The sequence below is a fragment of the Desulforamulus aeronauticus DSM 10349 genome, assembly GCF_900142375.1.
Lineage (GTDB): Bacteria > Bacillota > Desulfotomaculia > Desulfotomaculales > Desulfotomaculaceae > Desulfotomaculum > Desulfotomaculum aeronauticum.
In genome coordinates, this window is sequence record NZ_FRAR01000016.1 from 58,329 (window position 1) to 74,936 (window position 16,608).

Below are 16,608 nucleotides of genomic sequence, written 5' to 3' on the forward strand. Positions count from 1 at the left end.
ATCAAAATCACGGGATTTACCCGGTAACACTGTTCGAAGCCCCCTCCCCGTAGGGGTCACCAGTTATTGTTTTTTTTATTTTCAAACCAAAATCACGGGATTTACCCGGTAACACTGTTCGAAGCCCCTCCCCGTAGGGATCACCAGTTATTGTTTTTTTATTTTAAAAACCAAAGTAACTGGCTTAACTCAGTAACACGGTTTGAAGTTCTCTCTTGTAGGGATTGCTACGACCTATTAGCTCAGTTGGTAGAGCACCTGACTTTTAATCAGGGTGTCCCGCGTTCGAGTCGCGGATGGGTCACCAATTTTTTATTTAGGATGTTTACAGACTTTTTGGGAATGGATATAATAGTATTGTAGTGCGGATGTGGCTCAATGGTAGAGCATCAGCTTCCCAAGCTGAGGGTTGCGAGTTCGAATCTCGTCATCCGCTCCAGTAAAGCTATGTGAGGGTTTAAACCTTCATGTGGCTTTTTATTTTTCCAGTTCATACTTTTGTTAAAGAGTACTTATATTATGCAAATCTGATGATTTGCTTTTTCTTTAATAAATTATGTAAAGGAAACTTGTCAAAAAAATTTAGCGTGATATAATAAAGATGTAAAGTAACCTTGTCAATAAGAGGGTGGTTGAGTGGAAAATAAGGTTGAAGAATTAAGGAAGAACAAAGGGTTAAGCCAAGAAGAATTTGCCAAAAAGATCAGGGTTTCTAGACAAACCGTTAGTTCTATAGAAACAGGGAAATATAACCCGTCTTTGGAATTAGCTTTTTCCATTGCAGATTTTTTTGATAGGTCAATCGAAGAAATTTTTATACATGAGAGGAGTGGGAAGAATGAAGAAGAATAACTTGTTCATTGGAGTATTATATTTTTTAGTTGGTGTTGCATGTTTAATTATTGGATGGTTATTTGAAACAAAATTGGCAGGTCTGCTATTTGGATTTGCCGGTGGAAGTATTTGTGGTGGAGCGGTAATGTTGTGGAAGTACTATTATTGGACAAGACCGGAAAATAGAACGAAGTATCTAGAAAAAACAGAAAATGAAAATATCGAGTTGAATGATGAAAGGAAGACTAAACTACGAGATAAGTCTGGTAGATACGCTTATATTATTGGGTTGATTGTAATATCTGTTTCTATAATTCTTTTTTCTATTCTGGGCAGTTTGGATATTATCCAAAATTATAGATTGATTATCTTATATTTAGGAGGACTTTTTGTGTTTCAATACATTGCGGGACTCGTTATATACAACCATTTAAGCAATAAGTATTAAGCTAGGAAATTTTATAGATTAATTATGAGTATTTTACGTAAGCAAAAATCCAGAGCAATCAAGGTCTCCGGGGAGTTGGGTAATCCTTTGGAGACTTTTTACTACCTTGCTTCTTATTTTCTTTAAATTAATTTTTGACTTTTATAGGACTTTAGTCCTGTTTGATTAGTGCAATATTCCTATATTCCAGGCTGTTTTAGGGTGATACAATCAAGTTACGACAATACCAGAAACCCTTCCCTTAAAGCCTCTACCTTCGGGTGGGGGCTTTTATCTTTGCCAGAACAAGTATACTATTTTAGTGGGTGTGACTTCCTTGATGGGAGCATACTATTTTAGACAGCTACGAATAGGACCTGGTTTTAGGGATAGATAGACCAATTTGAGGGGATTTTTCCTATGGGCAAAAAAACAAAAGCTTTTTTAGTACTGTTTTTTATCCTGTTTTGGGTTATGGTGGGTTTTGGCATTATTATCCCGATCTTACCCTTTGTGGTAACCCATTTTGGTGGTGGGCCAACTATATTGGGGCTTTTTATGGCCTCTTTTTCATTGATGCAATTTTTCTTTGCCCCCCTTTGGGGTCGATTATCGGACCGGATAGGTCGCCGCCCGGTACTATTAATTGGGTTGAGCGGTTATGGCATCACGTTTATTTTATTGGGTATGGCCGACCATTTATGGATGTTGTTTGCCATTAGGATGTTATCCGGCATAATTTCTTCTGCCACTTTACCCACGGCGATGGCTTATATTGTGGATATTACTGAGGGCGAGGAAAGATCGAAAGGGCTGGGCCTAATGGGTGCTGCCATGGGGGTGGGCATGGTTTTTGGGCCAGCCCTGGGCGGTTGGTTAGGTCATTATGGTTTTGCTATCCCCTTTTACGCCGCAGGTGCTTTGGCCATCATAACTTGGCCCTTTGCCTATTTCTTTTTACCGGAGTCCCTAAAAAGATCCGACAGGCATAGAGCTGAGGATGCCGCGAAAATTTCCTTTAAGGTAATCAAGCATCCGTTGTTTACTCTCTTTATGCTCAATTTCATTACTAATTTTAGCATGGCCATCTTCCAGGGCACCTTTGCTCTTTATGCCGCTGACAGGGCAGGTTTTGGCCCGAAGGAAATGGGTACATTATTCACCATTATGGGCATCATTAGTGTGATTATTCAGGGAGGTATGATTGGCAGGTTAGTAAAGCTCTTTGGCGATGCCAATTTGATTAAGGCCGGTCTTTTTATCTCCGGCGTGGGGATGGCTCTCATAGTGCTGTCTTCCCACATGCTAACCTTAATGATTTCTGCTGCTATCTTTAACATTGGTGGTTCGTTAATGGGTCCCAGCACGTCCACTCTGGTAAGCAAAAATGCCTTAGGTGCCCAAGGGGCTTCCATCGGACTCATGCAATCCTTTGGTAGTTTAGGCCGGATTTTAGGACCGGTGATGGGAGGTATCCTTTATGGGATTCAGATGAATATTCCTTATATTACGGGAGCGAGCATTTTACTGCTCATTGCCATCCTGTCGCTACAAATGATCGATAAGTATGACATTGCCTGCAACCATAAGAAGAAACCCTCCCAGGAATAAAAAGGAGGGTTTCTTAGAGCATTCCTACTGTTCGTATTTGTCGATAAAATAATCCACGATATCTTCCACAGATACCAGACCGATCACCTTTTGATCTTCCACCACGGGAAGAGCCACGATATTGTTACTTCTCAGTTTTTTTCCTACGGTGATAATATCTTCATCCTTGGTAGCAGTTATTACTTCTTTCGATATAACCCTATTCAGGGGGTAACTTTGATAATGCCCCGGGTCTGATAAAAAACGATAGATGTCGGCCTTAACCACCATACCAATTAGATTATTATCTTCGTCAACTACCGGTGCGCCGTTAATTTTCTTTTCATTCATTATTTTTAATGCTTGCTCCACTAGGTCTTCCCCTTTGAAAACCCAAACCCGTCTATGCATAATTTCACTGATATTCATTATCGATCCCCCTTTTTTGTTACTGTGGTAATTTCAACATGTATTGAAATATACCTCTCTAGATATGTAAGATGTTATTATTTTGTAATCCTAGAATGACAAGCCTTTAACCCAATTTTTACTTGCCTTGGACAATCCTAGTGCTTTATAATTGAATGCGGAAAGGGGATGAGAGACGTGAAACATATCAAAACCTTAAATAAGAACTCCTTACAAGCAACCCTGAAAACCGGTGGTTGCGGTGAGTGTGCCACTTCCTGCCAATCCGCTTGCAAAACCTCTTGCACCGTAGGCAACCAGGTTTGTGTTAAAAAAGCTTAAGCAGTATAAGTAGGATACACAGCAAAACCACAACCTTGTCTCCTTTGGGACCCGTTCCCCCTGGGGATAAGGTAATTTTTTTGTTTTTATTTGTTACCTTAGGGTGATCCATATAAATTAATGATATAAAGCGAGGGCTTGTTGTGCTGCATAAATTTAAATTCGATGGTGTCCACGTGGTTGTGGATGTCCACAGTGGTGCTGTCCATGTGGTGGATGAATTAGTTTGGGAAATTCTACATATTTATGAAGACAAAACTCCTGAAGAAATAATTTCAGCAATGTCCGATAAATACTCCTTAGATCAGATCCAACAGGCACTGATTGAAATTAAAAATCTAGTTGATGAAGGCTTGTTATTCACTAAAGATTCTCAGCAAGAGGGTTACCAACCCCGGCGCGATGGAGTGGTGAAGGCCTTGTGCCTGCATGCAGCCCATGATTGTAACCTGCGCTGTAAATATTGCTTTGCCGGGCAAGGTCAATTTGGTGGTCCTAGTGGTCTGCTATCTCCTGAAGTAGGCCGAGCTGCCATTGATTTTTTAATTGACCAATCAGGAAATCGAAAAAATGTAGAAATCGATTTCTTTGGCGGAGAACCCTTGCTAAATTTTAAGGTAATTAAAGAATTGGTTCCCTATGGCAATGAAAAAGCCAAGCAGGCCGGTAAAAAGCTCAAATTTACCCTGACAACCAACGGTGTGTTGCTAAACCAAGAAGTTCAGCAATTCCTTTTGGATAATCAAATGGCTGCGGTGTTAAGCCTGGATGGCAGACCGGAAGTACACGATGCTATGCGGCCCACACCCCGTGGTAAAGGTTCCTATGAGCAGGTGGTCAAGGCTTTCCGGGAATATGTAGAGCAACAACCCCCGGCGGGGTATTATATCCGGGGCACCTTCACCCGCCATAACCTGGATTTTAGTCAGGATGTAATGCACATGGCGGAACTGGGGTTCCGGGATATTTCTGTGGAACCGGTGGTGGCAGGGTTTGACACGGATTATGCCTTTCAGGAAGCAGATTTACCGTTCTTAATGGAACAGTATGAGAAGCTAACCAGACAGCTTTGGGAACGGCGAGAAGCTGGTCAACCCATAAATTTCTTCCATTTTAACATTGACCTGAGTGGTGGCCCCTGCCTACCGAAACGTCTCTCTGGCTGTGGGGCGGGCTATGAATACTTGGCTGTTACACCGGAGGGAGATTTATATCCCTGTCATCAGTTTGTGGGTAACACAGATTTCTTATTGGGAACCGTGAAAGAGGGTATCCATAACCAAGAAATTATTGAAAACTTCCGCCAAGCACACATTTACAATAAACCGGAGTGCATAGAGTGCTGGGCGAAATTCTATTGCAGCGGCGGTTGTCATGCCAATGCCTGGGCCTTCAATAATGATTTGCTACGTCCTTATCACCTGGGCTGTCAACTGGCTCGCAAGCGTTTTGAATGTGCTATCTACTTGCAAATAAAACAGGTTGGCTTAGCATAATAAAACAACTCCGTTTCCCTTGTGGGGAGACGGAGTGCTTTGTCATACCGCTGAAAACTTTACGTAGCCGACAATATATGATATAATTATGACTGCCTTATTTTCCCTTTCTACGACTTATTTGCCAATTAAATAGGGGTTTCTTGGTAATAAAGGGGAGCTTTATCGAGAGGAGTTGAACCATGCAAGTTCAGGATCAGTTAAGTACCTTTAAGGACTGGTTACAAAAACAACCCAAGGTATTTAAACAGGGAATGGCTGGATTTTTAGCCGTGGTGCTGTTATGCGGTATCGTTTCGATGGTTAAGACCAGTGCGGCCTGTGCGGTGGAATTAGACGGAAAAGTAGTTGCTGTTGTTAAAAACAAAGAGATGGCCCAATCTGTAGTTAACGAGTTAATGAAAGAACAACAAAAAAATGCTATTACTGTAAAGCCAGAACAAACTATTACATATAAAACCAGCAGATCTCATAATGAGGTAGTTAGTAAAGAACAACTTCAAAAATTGCTTGCTGACCGCCTTACCTTCGAAGCAACTGCCGCAGGTATTAAGGTGCGGGGAGGTCTCAAGCTGGCGGTTAAAGATAAAGCAACCGCAGAAAAAGTACTTGAGAAGCTAAAACAATCCTATTCCATGGGTTCCGATTACAAGGTTAGTTTCAAAGAACCTGTGCAAATAGAAGAGGTTTCCCTTGCTAGCAACAAGATTTTGTCCGAAGAGACTGCTATCAAGAGGTTAAAGGGCGAGTCTGATGTTCCCAGGTATTACACCGTCAAAGAAGGAGATACTCTGTGGGATATTGCCAACTTTTTTAAAGTGAGTCCCGAAGAATTACAAGAAGCCAACCCTGGATTTACCCCAGAAACCATGCAAATTGATCAAAAAATTAAAATGGTTGGGGCTCTGGAGCCTGTTGTTAATGTGGTCGCCACTGCTGAAACAACGGTTAAAGAAGAAACCGTACTGCCCCAGCAGGTTAAAAAGAATCCAAAACTCCCCTTTGGACAAAGCAAAGTTATTCAAGTGGGTGAAAGAGGACTTAAAGAGGTTACCTATCAAATTATCGCTGTTAACGGCATGGAGACCGAAAGAAAGGTGCTAAATGCCAAAGTTCTTAAGGAAGCAAAAGCACAGATTGTCGAAAGAAGTGCCCAGACCATGGTGGCCTCCCGTGGCGTCAGACCAGGCGGTGCGGTGCTCTCACCCTTTGGCACAAGAAATGGACGTATGCACACCGGGGTGGATTTGGCCAGGGCCTATGGCTCAGTAGTTGGTTCTTATAATTCCGGTAAAGTAGTCCGGGCTGGCTGGTATGGAGCCTACGGCAATTGTGTAGATGTCAATCATGGTAATGGTGTTGTTACCCGTTATGCCCACTTATCCAGCATCGGTGTTTCGGTTGGGCAAACGGTTGAAAAGGGACAAGCCATTGGAAAAGTTGGATCCACCGGTAGATCCACTGGGCCGCACCTTCACTTTGAAGTTATTGTTAATGGGACTCCCAGAAATCCCCTTAACTATATATAAGACGTATGAAACCTCCCATATGTTTCGCGGGAGGTTTACTTTTATGTAAAGATTTGTTATGATTGTCCATAGCAATTAATGGAAGATCAATGAGGTGAAAAGATGATCTTTAGAAGATTATCCCCCAGAGCCAAGCAAAAACGTTTGCAAAGAATTGTTATGGGAGTATTGGCGGCAGTGCTGGCCTTAGGTTTGATTGCCTCATCCATTGCATGGACTGGCGGAAGCCAAACCGAGCCTCCGAAAACCGTAGAGGACAGAATAAAACTCCTAGAAGGACAAGCCAAGAAGAAACCAGAGGACAAAGGGGTATTGCTACCTCTAGCTGCTCATTATTCTCAGGTAGGGAAGGTTGAACAGGCCACAGAAACCTATGAAAAAGTTTTAAAACTAGACCCAAAGAATGTTTCTGTGCATCAAGAATTGTCTTTATTGTATTACACCCAGGGTAAATCTGATAAAGCTCTACAGTTATTAGAAAGTGCCCTTAAAATTGAACCCAATAACGTCGAAGTAAATTACCAGTATGCTAATGTATTAGCAGAGAAAAAGGATTACTCGGCAGCCATAACCGCTATGGAAAAGGTTACCGCTGCGGAAAAAGAAGGATCGCGGGCGGAAGCAGCAAGGAAATCGATTGAAGCTTGGAAAATGGAAGTCGGGCAGTAATTTGGCCCGGCTTCTTTGCACTTTCAGATAGTATAAAATTTCTATTGATGAAAGTATAAGAAAAACCAAGGCTTCTGTCTGTCGGCATAAGCCAAGTTTCACTAATATTTCCACTAGGACTGGCACTCCTACAAAGAATATAATAGAACTAAGTAATTAGTTAGTTAGGAGGTGCCAGTATGCCGCAGACTGTTCGCAGTGCAAACATATCGAAAGCTTATAAACTTATCGGTATTTCTATGGCTGCCTTACTTATTGTGGCAGCTGTTTTTATGAAACTACCTATGACTATTCGTTCGGGAGCTTATATGGTGTTTCGAGAAAGTTTAAAGTATAAGGCAATATGGACAAGCCGCGATATGGAAACCTTACATGGCGAACATTTTATGGTTCGTTATACAACAGATAATAAAAGGGATGCCCAATTGGTTTTAAATACGGCAGAAAAATTTTATCAACCCATTGCTGATAAATACGGCTATGATGGACGGGGTAAAATCCCGGTAATTGTCTACCCTTCTCGGCCGGAACTAAACCGTAACTTCGGTTGGCCGGCCAACGAAAGTGCGATGGGAGTTTATTGGGCCGGCGTGATTCGGGTCTTATCTCCTAATGTCTGGGTTACTGAAACAGACTCTAAAGAATACCGAGATGTTTTTATAAATTCTGGACCTATGGCCCATGAATTTACCCACCTAGTGGTGGATTACATGAGCCATGGTAATTACACTCGTTGGTTCACGGAAGGGTTGGCCCAATATGAAGAATACAAACTGACTGGCTTTGAGTTTGATGAAACAGAGGCAACACTTAATCAACCCCTTTATCCTTTAAAAGAAATGGACACCGATTTTGATAATTTGCCCAACCAGGCTTTGGCCTACCGTCAATCCTACGTGGCAGTCCGCTATATTGCCGATGTATATGGTGAAGAAGCTCTTAAAGATATCTTGCGACAACTGGCCAAGAATCAAAAGACTGAGCAGGCTATCGCAGTTGTTTTAGGAGAGGAGTTTGATAAATTCGAAGCTAATTATCAGAGGTGGGCCTTGGAGCAAGAAGCGGTAAACCAATTGTAGGCTTTTTTGGCCAGATTTTACTAACAAAGCAGGAATTAGCTAGAATTTTAGCGAATACATTCATGTTGTAACGGGGAGCGCACTATTTACAGGAGGTCAATCAGTTGAGCAAACTCATCATTGCAGGAGGACAACCGCTCCAGGGCAAAATAAAAATAAGTGGTGCCAAAAATGCTTCCCTCGCTATTTTATGTGGTGCTTTATTAGCGGAGGAAGAGGTAATCATAGAAAATGTTCCGGATATTAGCGATGTTCGGATTGTCTTAGAAATTCTGGGAACTATGGGTGTCAAAGTAAGCTGGTTAGCTGAGGAAGTAATATCTTTACAAAGCCCAGATCAGTTAGCAGAAGAAGCCCCATATGAGTTGGTGAAGAAGTTACGAGCTTCCAATTTATTGCTAGGGCCGATGTTAGCTCGTTATGGCAAAGCATCCGTCTCTTTACCGGGCGGTTGTAACATTGGTGTGCGCCCGATGGATTTGCATTTTAAAGGCTTAGTAGCTCTGGGCGCTGAATTGAATCTCGAAAGAGGTTCTATCCAAGGAAAAACAGGTCGTCTGTGTGGCAACATGATTTACCTGGATTTTCCCAGTGTAGGGGCTACGGAAAATATCATGATGGCAGCCTGTTTGGCCGAAGGTCAAACAATCATCGAAAATGCTGCCAAGGAACCAGAAATTGTTGACCTAGCTAACTTCCTTAATGCCCTGGGGGCTAAAGTGCGCGGTGCAGGCACAGATTTAATTAAGATCGAAGGAGTCCCTGTCCTAAAGGGTGGTCGCTATTCCGTAATACCCGACCGGATAGAGGCAGGTACTTTTATGGTAGCGGCTGCGGCCACCAGAGGCGATGTACTTTTAGAAAATGTTATTCCCCGTCATCTAGAACCACTGAGTGCCAAGCTAAGAGAGGCTAATGTGGATGTGGAAATAGGAGAAGACTCCATCTATATTAAGGCCAGTAACTTCCCCGCTAAGAATATCGACATAAAAACCATGCCCTATCCCGGCTTCCCGACCGATATGCAGTCTCAAATGATGTCATTCCTGTCTACGGTACCGGGGCCTAGCATTATTGTGGAAAATATCTTTGAAAACCGCTTTCGGGTAGCCGATGAACTTAAACGCATGGGCGCCAACATCAAAGTAGAAGGCCGCATGGCTGTCATTGAAGGGGTTTCCTTCCTGCAGGGTGCCAAAGTAAAAGCTACCGACCTGCGGGCAGGTGCAGCTTTGGTGATTGCTGCTTTAATGGCCACGGGTGAAACTGAGATCAGTGACGTTCAATACGTTGACCGAGGCTATACCAACCTGGAACAAAAACTTACCAGCCTTGGTGCCCGTATTCGCAGAGCATAGTTTTATATAAGTAAGGTAAACAATAATAGGGGCGTGCCAACGGCACGCCCCTTATTCATAGGTACAAGTAAGGAGATAAAGATGAAGCTATCGATTCTTACCGTGGGCAAATTGAAAGAAAAATACCTAGCTGATGGCATTAAAGAATACCTAAAACGTCTGGGACCCTACGCCAAAGTGGATATTGTGGAAGTCCCTGACGAACCCTGCCCCGAAAATGCCCCGCCAGCCATCGAGGAACAAATCAAACAAAAGGAGGCCGACCGCCTCCAAAAGAAACTCCGTCAGGGCACTTTTTTGATAATTCTGGACCCCAGGGGGAAAATGCTCTCCTCTGAGGAAATGGCTGATAAACTACAAACCCTAGCCCTTAATGGTCGCAGTGACATCACCTTCATCATCGGCGGTTCCCTGGGCTTGGCCCCTTCCTTAATTCAGCAGGCCGATCTACTACTATCACTCTCCAAACTAACCTTTCCGCATCAGTTAGTGAGGCTGATGTTGGCGGAGCAAGTTTATCGGTGGTTCAGGATAATGAAGGGTGAACCATATCATAAGTAACGACGAACCGACCCTTCTAATCGAATAGAAGGGTCGGTGTTGGCATGGTTTTGGCTCTTAAAGTGTACAGCGAGGCTTATAAGCTTGCGAAATGCTGATAAAACAAGTTTTTTGGGATGCAACTTAAGCTTGCTGGTTGGTGCAACTATATCTATCTTTACTTTTACCCAATTCTTTACTCATAATAAAATCATAAATAGCAGGGAGTGATCACTGAATGAAGTTTGCGGAAAAGTTGAAAAAGGAAAGAAGAGATAAAGATTGGTCTCAAGAAGAATTAGCAGAAAAACTTTTTGTAAGCAGACAATCCGTTTCAAAATGGGAGAATGGGCAAAATTATCCCAGTATTGAAATCGTTATTAAGTTAAGTGATCTCTTTGGCCTTACAATTGATGAATTATTAAGGAGTGATGAAGAGTTGAAAGAAAAAGTAATTAACGATAGTAGACAACTGGCATTCCCGAGACTCAAATTATTATTTGATGCTTTATTTTTAATAGGCGTAGCGCTTTTAATAACTAAATTAGGAATCCTTATGCTAAATAAATTTACTCCGGTAGAAATCACTTTATATGGTGGATCGTTATTTTGGAACTTTGGCCCTTTAATTTTAATGGTTGGTGCAGGAATTGGATCCGGTGTTGTTAAAGATAAGTATAAAGAGAAATAAGATGTGAAAAAGACCCTGCCAAATGTGGGTATTGGGGTCAGGCAATAATGCAGGCCTGACCCCGTCTCCCTAACAATCTGATAAAGCTTTATTCAGTTTTTCTTTCAACTGGGAAGTAATTTCAGTTAACGGTAATCTTACTTCCGGCGAATCAATAATAGCTAATTTATTTAAACAGTACTTGATAGGCGCAGGATTAGGTTCTTCAAATAACAAAGGAATGAAGCTATATAAACTCTTCCATGTTTCTAACGCTAATAGGTGATTGTTATTTTTTACTGCGTTAAAAACCTCAATAAATTCTTTAGTCTTTAGATGGGCTGAAGCCAGAATTCCTCCGTCACCACCTAGGGTTAGGGTAGTATAAAAGAGTGCATCCTCACCGGTTAATATAGAAAAGTTTTCAGGTGGGTTTAATAATAAATCGGTTGTCTGTTTTATATCCCCACACGAATCTTTAATTCCTACGATATTTTTTATCTCTGCTAACTTAAAAATGGTCTCATTTTCTATATTTCTGCCGGTTCTATATGGGATATTGTATATAATAATATTTAAGCTGGTTGCTTCTGAGATTTTAAGAAAATGTTCAAAAATGCCTCTTTGGCCGGGCCTATTGTAATAGGGGCATACAGATAAAATACCATTAACCTTATTTTTTTCTACTAATTTTAGCTTATGAATGACTTTATTTGTATTGTTTCCACCTAATCCAACATAAACAGGAACACGATTATTATTGTATTCCATTGTTTTTTCAATCAGCTCTTCCATTTCATACTCCGAAACAGTTGGACTTTCCCCGGTTGTGCCTAATGGAATAAGTCCACTAACACCTTGGCTTATATAATAGTCAATCATTTTTTTATAGGAAGTAAAATCAATTTGGTCATTTTTAAAAGGTGTTACTAATGGCACTAATACTCCTTCAATCTTCATGGTATCCCCTCCATTAAATTCATCCAGAAAGATTAATTTAGTCTGTAGACTTTTATTATGAAAAACTATAACATAAGGGACGAAATCAGTAAAATTAATTAATACGATGGATTTAATCGAAAAAAATGATCATTTCCTAGGAGAACTTTATGGAATTACGTCAATTAAGGACCTTCTTGACCATTGCTAAACTAGAAAGTTTTACCCAGGCAGCTGAAACCCTGGGTTATGCCCAATCATCTGTTACAGCTCAAGTCCGCTTGTTAGAGGAATCCCTGGGAGTAAAGTTGTTTGAACGTTTAGGTAGGCGAATTATACTAACTCAAGAGGCTAAAAATCTGATACCTTACGCTGAACAAATTTTAAAGCTGGTCTCTGAGGCCCATAATGTAGTATCAGGAACGTCAATACCCAAGGGTACATTAACCATTGGAACTGTGGAATCCTTATCAATAACACGCCTTCCAAAAGTGTTTGAAGAATACCACAATCGCTATCCGAATGTGGAAATTGTCCTAAATTTTGATGTTTGCAGTAAAAACCTTCGGCTTTTACGGACAAATGTCTTGGATGTGACGTTTATTATTGACCGGAAACTGAACTCCCAGGAGTTCATTGTGGAGGAACTAACACCTGAGCAAATTACTGTGCTAGTCTCACCCGGTCATCATCTTGCTGCTAAGAAGGAGATCTATCCCGCTGACTTGCAAGGGGAGAGTTTAATTTTAACAGAAGAAGAATGCACTTATCGAATTATTCTTGAAAACATTCTGGCCGAAGCAGGTGTACAGCCTAAATATAAAATGGGGGTTAATAGTATTCAGGCTATCAAGCAGTTTACCATAAGCGGCCTTGGTGTTACGCTGTTACCTGAGACGGCAGTTAAACAGGAAGTGGAAACCGGTCAATTGGTCAAAATACCTTGGGCAGGACCTGATTTTAAACTTATTAATCAATTGGTTTACCATAAAGATAAGTGGATGTCACCGACTTTACAATCTTTTTTGGAATTAACCCGCCAGATGTTGAAGTCATCAATTACATAAGCGGAATTGCATCATAAATAATGGAGAAAAGGTGTCGCCAAGTGTTTGTTCAAAGGCTTAATAATATAGATGAGATTTTAGTAGCTTATTATTGTAAAGTAGTCAAACGTCTTTTGGCTGATAATGATTCAAAGATTATCAGAGAGTTAAAGGACAAGTTTAGGTAATAAAAAAATGCCGGTCGTTGAAGAATTATCTACACGATCGGCACTTTTTTTGTATAAATTATGCCAATTAGAAGCACCATAAAATATATTGACCGCTCGGTTAGCAAGTGCTATGCTTATGCTGACCGAATAGTTAGTATAATTGAAAGGGGACATGATGTATACCTGCGCAACTTTACGATAAAGATCAAATCTTGGATGACTGTTTGGCTGTCTTTGCCCGCCATGGATATAAAAATACTTCCACTGTGATGCTTGCGGAGGCGGCGGGTGTCTCCAAAGCTCTGATTTTTCATCATTTCAAAAGCAAGAAAGAATTGTATCTCAGTGTTTTAGACCGATGCTTTGAGAGAGCCCGGCGAGAAGTGAGTATTGACCCTTTGTCGGAATACCAGGACTTTTTTGAGGCTATTGAAAAATACACTCCCATAAAACTTGATTATTTTAAAAAAAATCCTAACGTATACAAAGTGGCAAGAGAAGCCTTTTATGCAACGCCGAATGAACTAAAGGAGGCTATTGAAGAAAAATATGGTCCGCTGATTACCGATAAGTACAAGGTGTGGCAGCCGTTGTTTGAAAAAGTCCCACTCAGGGAAGGGATAGAGCGTGGACAGGCCTTTGAGTTGATCATGATTACGTTGGATCATTTCGAAAATAAATTTATAGCAGATGTAACAGATGAAAAAGATATAGATGAAAAGTATTTCCAACACTTTCTTGATAGGATGAATAGTTTTCTAAGCATGATTCGATATGGAATTCAACAGTAACGGAGACAGGAGGAAATCTGTATGAATCTATATGTGCTTGGTTTCCAGGATATTGATAAAACAAAGCTCATGGTTGTCGGGGGCAAAGGCTTAAACTTGGGGGAATTGTCAAGAATTGAGGAAATACGAGTGCCGGAGGGCTTTTGCATCACCACCGAGGCCTATCAAAGAACAATCGGCGGTAATGAGGAATGTAACACATTGTTAGATCAATTATCAGCTTTAAAGGTAGATGATAGGGAAAGAATCGGTGAAATCAGTGAAAAAATCCGTGGAGTCATCGAGGGAATAAAGATTCCCAAAGATATCGAAGAGGAAATCCTTAGCTATCTTGCAAAGTTTGGCGAGGAGAATGCCTATGCTGTGCGTTCCAGTGCCACGGCAGAGGATCTCCCGTTTGCTTCCTTTGCAGGTCAGCAGGATACGTATTTGAACATCATCGGTAAGGCGGCTATCCTGCAGCATATCAGCAAGTGTTGGGCTTCCCTGTTTACAGACCGGGCGGTGATCTATCGCATGCAAAACGGCTTTGACCATCGTAAGGTCTATTTGTCCGTTGTTATCCAGCGGATGGTTTTTCCCCAAGCTTCAGGAATTATGTTTACAGCCGATCCTGTCACCTATAACAGGAAGGTGCTGTCCATCGATGCCAGTTTTGGTCTTGGCGAGGCTCTGGTCTCTGGTTTGGTGAATGCCGATATCTATAAGGTGCGGGACGGAAAAATACTTGATAAGAAGATATCCACCAAGAAATTGGCCATCTATGCCTTAAAAGAAGGCGGTACCGAGGAACGGGAGATTGAGCCTGGGCGGCAGAATATGCAGACGCTGACGGACAAGCAGATTTTACAGCTTGAGCTTATGGGCAGAAAGATCGAGGCTTTTTTTGGTTGCCCCCAGGATATTGAATGGTGTCTCTTTGAAGATACGTTCTATGTTGTGCAAAGTCGCCCTATCACAACCTTATTTCCTTTACCGGAGATGAACGATGGACAGAACCGTGTTTATGCGTCATTAGGCCATCAGCAGATGATGACAGATAGTATTAAACCATTGGGTATCTCCTTCTTTCAACTTTTGTCTAAAGAGGTTCCCATTCGTAAAGCCGGGGGAAGGTTGTTTTTAGATCTAACGCATGATCTGGCCTCACCCATTGGGCGAGAGTTTGTAATAAGACTTTGGGGTAAGAGCGACCCTCTCATGAAAAATGCTGTCTTGAGTCTAATGAAACGTAAGCACTTTATGAAGGCTTTACCGCATGGCAAGCGATATATCCGCCTGGGGGCAGAGGGACTATCCTGGGCAATGCCTATTGAGGCGATCAAGATTTATCGCAGAAATGATGTAGCGATGATCCAAAAGCTCATTGCCAATAATGAGGCGTCCATTAGGGAGCTTGAGCAAAGGATTGCCCGTGTATCGGGGGATGACCTGTTTGCTTTCATTGTGGAGGACCATAAGCAATTAAAAGAAATCATGTATAATTCAAAAGGTATGGCAGCGATCCTAGTCGGGGTTTATGCAGCCAATTGGCTGAATGAAAAAATGGAAAAGTGGCTGGGTGAAAAAAATACGGCAGACACGCTTTCCCAGTCCGTCAGCAACAACATTACATCAGAAATGGGTCTCGCGCTGCTGGATGTATCGGATGTCGTCCGGCAATACCCGGCGGTGATGGAATATTTTCATCATGCCACCGATGAAACCTTTTTTGAGGAACTGGCCAAACTGGCAGGCGGTGCTGCTGTAAGCGAATCCCTAAGGGCGTACCTTAAAAAATATGGTACACGTTGTTCCGGTGAGATCGATATCACAAGGACCCGATGGAATGAACAGCCCACCGCCCTCCTCCCCATGATCCTCAGTAATATTAAGAATTTTGGCCCCCATGCCAGTAGCATTAAATTTAAGCAGGGTCTGCAGGAAGCAGAGCGCAAGGAACAGGATCTTTTAAGCCGTTTGGAACAATTACCTGACGGTAAAGCAAAGGCTAAAAAGACAAAGAAAATGATCAGCATTTTGCGCAATTTTGTCGGCTACCGGGAATATCCCAAGTACGCCTTCATCCAACGTTACTTTTTTTATAAGCAAGCCTTACTGAAGGAGGCTGCTGTATTGGTGCAAAAGGGGGTCATCCGGCAGCCAGAGGATATTTATTATTTATCTTTTGAGGAACTACGGGAGGTTGTTCGTACAGGCCAGCTGGATTACAGCCTCATAATCAGGCGAAAAGAGGATTACCAGTTATATGAAAAACTGACGCCACCCCGGTTGATGACGTCCGAAGGCGAGGTAATATCCGGTGAATACAACACCGGCAATATCCCCCAGGGTGCTTTGGCTGGTATACCAGTTTCAGCCGGCATCATCGAGGGACGCGCACGGGTGATTTTAAAGATGGCCGACGCTGACATCGAGGACGGCGATATTTTGGTCACGGCATTTACTGACCCCAGTTGGACACCGTTGTTTGTATCAATCAAAGGTTTGGTAACGGAAGTGGGCGGGCTAATGACCCATGGTGCCGTCATTGCACGGGAATATGGCCTACCGGCAGTGGTAAGTGTGGAAAATGCCACCAAGCTGATTAAGGATGGACAAAGAATACGGGTAAACGGAACCGAAGGGTATGTAGAAATACTTTAATCAAGATGTTCCTGAAACTATGGCAAATCCATGTGACATAGTGAAATTGCATCATAGGTAACGGTAAAAATGAA

At 42.0% G+C, this 16,608-nt stretch carries 16 protein-coding genes and 2 tRNA genes; 16 read left to right on the forward strand and 2 right to left on the reverse strand.

What is annotated here, in order from left to right; translation table 11 throughout:
- Positions 1–231: 231 nt before the first annotated feature.
- The 5 genes from BUA78_RS10805 to BUA78_RS10825 all read left to right on the forward strand — a co-directional run bounded on the left by BUA78_RS10805 (position 232) and on the right by BUA78_RS10825 (position 2,872).
- Positions 232–307 (forward strand) — tRNA-Lys (locus BUA78_RS10805).
- A gap of 57 nt (positions 308–364) precedes the next feature.
- Positions 365–439, forward strand: a tRNA-Gly gene (locus BUA78_RS10810).
- A gap of 197 nt (positions 440–636) precedes the next feature.
- The gene (locus tag BUA78_RS10815; RefSeq protein ID WP_072914291.1) at positions 637–852 is read left to right on the forward strand and encodes a helix-turn-helix transcriptional regulator; all 216 of its coding nucleotides are present in this window, start codon (positions 637–639) and stop codon (positions 850–852) included.
- Positions 839–1,282, forward strand: a complete 444-nt coding sequence (locus BUA78_RS10820) for a hypothetical protein (protein ID WP_072914292.1) — start codon at positions 839–841, stop codon at positions 1,280–1,282. Before BUA78_RS10815 ends, BUA78_RS10820 begins: the two co-directional genes overlap by 14 nt.
- A gap of 399 nt (positions 1,283–1,681) precedes the next feature.
- Entirely contained in the window at positions 1,682–2,872 is a 1,191-nt protein-coding gene (locus BUA78_RS10825; protein WP_072914294.1) for an MFS transporter, read from the forward strand.
- 24 nt (positions 2,873–2,896) lie between these two features.
- Here the strand turns inward: BUA78_RS10825 and BUA78_RS10830 are convergent, their stop codons facing one another.
- Entirely contained in the window at positions 2,897–3,280 is a 384-nt protein-coding gene (locus BUA78_RS10830) for a CBS domain-containing protein (RefSeq protein ID WP_072914296.1), read from the reverse strand.
- 168 nt (positions 3,281–3,448) lie between these two features.
- Between BUA78_RS10830 and scfA the strand changes: the two genes are divergently transcribed.
- The 8 genes from scfA to BUA78_RS10870 all read left to right on the forward strand — a co-directional run bounded on the left by scfA (position 3,449) and on the right by BUA78_RS10870 (position 10,963).
- Positions 3,449–3,601 carry a six-cysteine ranthipeptide SCIFF gene (gene scfA, locus BUA78_RS10835; protein ID WP_072914297.1) on the forward strand — a complete coding sequence of 51 codons (153 nt, stop codon included), beginning with the start codon at positions 3,449–3,451 and terminating at the stop codon, positions 3,599–3,601.
- 143 nt (positions 3,602–3,744) lie between these two features.
- Positions 3,745–5,097: a thioether cross-link-forming SCIFF peptide maturase gene (gene scfB, locus BUA78_RS10840; protein WP_072914300.1), complete on the forward strand. Its 1,353-nt coding sequence runs from the start codon at positions 3,745–3,747 to the stop codon at positions 5,095–5,097.
- Positions 5,098–5,279: 182 nt separating this feature from the next.
- On the forward strand, positions 5,280–6,626 hold the full coding sequence (locus BUA78_RS10845) for a M23 family metallopeptidase (RefSeq protein ID WP_072914302.1): 1,347 nt from the start codon (positions 5,280–5,282) through the stop codon (positions 6,624–6,626).
- Between the two features lie 102 nt (positions 6,627–6,728).
- Positions 6,729–7,295: a tetratricopeptide repeat protein gene (locus BUA78_RS10850; RefSeq protein ID WP_238456794.1), complete on the forward strand. Its 567-nt coding sequence runs from the start codon at positions 6,729–6,731 to the stop codon at positions 7,293–7,295.
- A 179-nt stretch (positions 7,296–7,474) separates the two neighbouring features.
- Positions 7,475–8,374 (forward strand): peptidase MA family metallohydrolase, encoded by a 900-nt coding sequence (locus BUA78_RS10855; RefSeq protein ID WP_072914304.1) that lies wholly within the window; start codon positions 7,475–7,477, stop codon positions 8,372–8,374.
- Positions 8,375–8,478: 104 nt separating this feature from the next.
- The gene (gene murA, locus BUA78_RS10860; protein WP_072914306.1) at positions 8,479–9,732 is read left to right on the forward strand and encodes a UDP-N-acetylglucosamine 1-carboxyvinyltransferase; all 1,254 of its coding nucleotides are present in this window, start codon (positions 8,479–8,481) and stop codon (positions 9,730–9,732) included.
- Between the two features lie 81 nt (positions 9,733–9,813).
- Positions 9,814–10,293: a 23S rRNA (pseudouridine(1915)-N(3))-methyltransferase RlmH gene (gene rlmH / locus BUA78_RS10865; protein ID WP_072914309.1), complete on the forward strand. Its 480-nt coding sequence runs from the start codon at positions 9,814–9,816 to the stop codon at positions 10,291–10,293.
- 217 nt (positions 10,294–10,510) lie between these two features.
- Positions 10,511–10,963, forward strand: a complete 453-nt coding sequence (locus BUA78_RS10870) for a helix-turn-helix domain-containing protein (RefSeq protein WP_072914310.1) — start codon at positions 10,511–10,513, stop codon at positions 10,961–10,963.
- Positions 10,964–11,032: 69 nt separating this feature from the next.
- Here BUA78_RS10870 and dapA read toward each other — a convergent pair whose 3' ends face one another.
- On the reverse strand, positions 11,033–11,902 hold the full coding sequence (gene dapA, locus BUA78_RS10875) for a 4-hydroxy-tetrahydrodipicolinate synthase (protein ID WP_072914313.1): 870 nt from the start codon (positions 11,900–11,902) through the stop codon (positions 11,033–11,035).
- Positions 11,903–12,051: 149 nt separating this feature from the next.
- Here dapA and BUA78_RS10880 point away from each other — a divergent pair, with 149 nt between their 5' ends.
- The 3 genes from BUA78_RS10880 (at position 12,052) to ppsA (ending at position 16,534) form a co-directional block, all read left to right on the forward strand.
- The gene (locus tag BUA78_RS10880) at positions 12,052–12,948 is read left to right on the forward strand and encodes a LysR family transcriptional regulator (protein ID WP_072914315.1); all 897 of its coding nucleotides are present in this window, start codon (positions 12,052–12,054) and stop codon (positions 12,946–12,948) included.
- A 361-nt stretch (positions 12,949–13,309) separates the two neighbouring features.
- Positions 13,310–13,888, forward strand: a complete 579-nt coding sequence (locus tag BUA78_RS10885) for a TetR/AcrR family transcriptional regulator (RefSeq protein WP_274377391.1) — start codon at positions 13,310–13,312, stop codon at positions 13,886–13,888.
- Positions 13,889–13,909: 21 nt separating this feature from the next.
- Positions 13,910–16,534, forward strand: a complete 2,625-nt coding sequence (gene ppsA, locus BUA78_RS10890) for a phosphoenolpyruvate synthase (RefSeq protein WP_072914320.1) — start codon at positions 13,910–13,912, stop codon at positions 16,532–16,534.
- Positions 16,535–16,608 lie beyond the last annotated feature (74 nt).